The sequence below is a fragment of the Nitrosomonas sp. Nm132 genome, from assembly GCF_900100485.1.
GTDB lineage: Bacteria > Pseudomonadota > Gammaproteobacteria > Burkholderiales > Nitrosomonadaceae > Nitrosomonas.
This window is the reverse complement of sequence record NZ_FNDH01000123.1, coordinates 1-1,203: the sequence shown is the minus strand read 5'-3', so window position 1 is coordinate 1,203 and position 1,203 is coordinate 1. Positions and strand designations below refer to the sequence as shown.

1 protein-coding gene is annotated in these 1,203 nt (G+C 51.6%); it reads right to left on the bottom strand.

Annotated features, from left to right (window positions below; translation table 11 throughout):
- Positions 1-1,110: IS4 family transposase (locus tag BLP80_RS14955; protein ID WP_090544527.1), on the bottom strand; the 1,110-nt coding region annotated here is incomplete at its 3' end.
- Positions 1,111-1,203 lie beyond the last annotated feature (93 nt).

The following is a 1,203-nucleotide window of genomic DNA, read 5'->3' as shown; positions in this document are numbered from 1 at the left end:
TGGCTGCAAGGCGCATGAAATATGGGTTTTCTCGAAAACTGACACCGATAAAATCTGTAATAAAGTGTAAAGCGAAGCATTGAGGTGAAGCTCCTTTTTAACAATGGCAATTAACACGTAGGTGGATACGGCGCACCAGATTTGCGTCTTCACGGCGTTCTCGCTCGTTCCCAGAAATCGTTTGATGCGCAGGTGTTGCTTGATCCATTTGAAAAACAATTCCACTTGCCAGCGACGCTTGTACAACGCGGCGATGGTCAACGGCGGCAACGTTGTGTTGTTGGTCAGAAACACAAATGTCTTGCCCGACTCGGGATCTTTGTAACGAGTGTGCCGCAAATGTTCGGGATAGTTTTTCGAGACGTAAAACCCCTTGAGACGAATCGTCTGATCGCAGATCACACCTGTCGTTCGATCGGTTTTTGCCGAATACACACGACGGGCATTCATGCCTCGCTTGGCACGGGTTACAAAGAACGCCCCCGTCTGATGCATCTTGAAGAATCGGCCAAAATCCAGATAACCTCGATCCATCACGTAAAACGCGCCCGTCTCGATAGGCAACAGGTCGAACACTTTTACATCGCTCATCTTGCCATCGCTGATGTGAATAAAAGCGGGAATTGCCCCGCGCAAATCCAACAGCGTGTGCATCTTCACCGCCGCCTTGGTGCTGCGAAACGGCGCCCAGTCGAACAGGCTCAAGCACAAGTCGATGGTAGTCGAGTCCAGCGCGTAGACCGTCGCGTCGAGTTCCAGCCCCGTTGGTTCGGTGGCGTAAAGGTTGCGTGCCCGAATGATCAGGTGCATAGCCAAATCGTGGTAGATGCGCCAGTTCCGCTGATTCAGCGCGTCCGAGAGCGTCGATCTGGCCGGAACACCGCCCAAGCCCATGTGATACAGCTTGCCTTGGTTGGATGCGAGACAAGATTCGATGTCGCGCAACGATTCTCGCCAAGTCAGTTGCGCGAATGCCATGACGCGAAACAAATCGGCGCACCCTAAAGTGCGCACTCCAGAATCGCCGCTGTGCCGATCGATGATGCGCGCGAATGTTTTCCACGGCACATACTCCATCACTTGCGCAAACAGTGTTTTGCCCACGTTCATGTTTCACCCCAATTTTTTCAAAATCGGAATGATCGCTAACGATTGATCTGGAATTCAAATCATGGACACACATAAATGACGACGATCCACTGT